The following is a 1,400-nucleotide window of genomic DNA, read 5'->3' on the forward strand; positions in this document are numbered from 1 at the left end:
ACCTAGGGATACACATACATATCGAGTTGTTGTTTTGATTTCTATAAATAATTTATGGGATTCGCAAATCATTATATTTAAAAATGAGGACTACTTTCATAATTTCTTTAATAGAGATAGTGAATTTCAAAAATGGATTCTTCTTTCAAATGAAATTGATTTTTGGGAGACATGGGAAATTTCAGTTTGTCATTCCTTCAAAACGCTTCACTTTCAAGAAATTATTTATGATGCAGATGAATGCTATGAAAAAGAGATTACGTTTATCGGGGAGTTAAATTAAAAAGGGTATACCTAAAACACTGGTATACCCTTTTCCACTTATTTTTCCTTTAATACACTATGTAATCGATCCGGATAATTTGTAAACATTCCTGTAGCACCCCATTTGATTAACAGTCTCATATCGGGTTTCTCATTAATTGTATAAGGGTGAATTAACAGTCCATTTTTCCTAGCCATTTTCATATATGACTCATCAATAATTAGTTCTCCGTTATCATTACGTAAGTTTGGTCCAATACCAGCTGCATACTTTTTAATTTCTTGAAAATCATCATTTGTTACACTTTTCGGTTCATGTGTAATACCAGACCATTCAACAATTTCATTGTTTTCATTTGGATAATACCAAAGCAATTGAACTAACGGAATATTTTCATTCATACTATGAATCTTTTTCAAACTATCTTTACTAAATGATTGAATCATAACACGGCTAGAAGACATGTTTTGGCCTACTAAATTATATTTTTGTAACAACGCCAACAATTTCTCTTCCATTCCTGGATACACATCTGGTGATTTTGTTTCAATATAATACTTCATACTTCTTCCATACTTTTGGAAGATTTCTTCAAGAGTTGGAACCTTTTGCCCAACATACTCTTGCTTAGCCTTTTCTGGATACGCTTTATTAAACCATGATCCAGCATCTAAACTCTTTATTTCGCTTAACGTTTTATCTCGTACTTCGCCTGTTCCATTTGTAGTGCGATCAACTGCTGTATCATGCATTGCAATTAATTGGCCATCCTTTGTTAATTGAATATCTAACTCTAAATAATCCGCTTTCATTTTTTTCACTAGATCATAAGAAGCAAAAGTATGCTCAGGTGCATGTCCACTTGCTCCGCGATGTGCAATATTTAAAAACTTATTCGTATTCCATTCATGCTTTCCTTCTGCTTTCGCATGAACAGCTCCCCCAGCAAAGATGCTTCCTGTCATAAAGAAAATAACTAAAACGCTAATAATCTTTCTCATCCTTCAAACCCTTCCTACGTTGCAAATTTCAACAAGCTAATGAGATTTACACGAAATAGAAGACACACTTTCATTATTTTTATAAACCTATATTAAAATTCCAATCTTACAAATGTTTTCTATATTATTAATAT

2 protein-coding genes are annotated in these 1,400 nt (G+C 32.1%); one reads left to right on the forward strand and one right to left on the reverse strand.

Annotation, left to right across the window (positions count from 1 at the left end; translation table 11 throughout):
- Positions 1–283 (forward strand): DUF3916 domain-containing protein (locus tag ABWK52_RS09680; RefSeq protein ID WP_353771922.1); only part of this gene is annotated, 283 nt, incomplete at its 5' end.
- 38 nt (positions 284–321) lie between these two features.
- Here ABWK52_RS09680 and ABWK52_RS09685 read toward each other — a convergent pair.
- Complete coding sequence (locus ABWK52_RS09685) at positions 322–1,266, reverse strand: glycerophosphodiester phosphodiesterase (protein WP_001226340.1); 945 nt, start codon at positions 1,264–1,266, stop codon at positions 322–324.
- Positions 1,267–1,400 lie beyond the last annotated feature (134 nt).

The sequence above is a fragment of the Bacillus sp. AP50 genome (assembly GCF_040492675.1).
Lineage (GTDB): Bacteria > Bacillota > Bacilli > Bacillales > Bacillaceae_G > Bacillus_A > Bacillus_A cereus.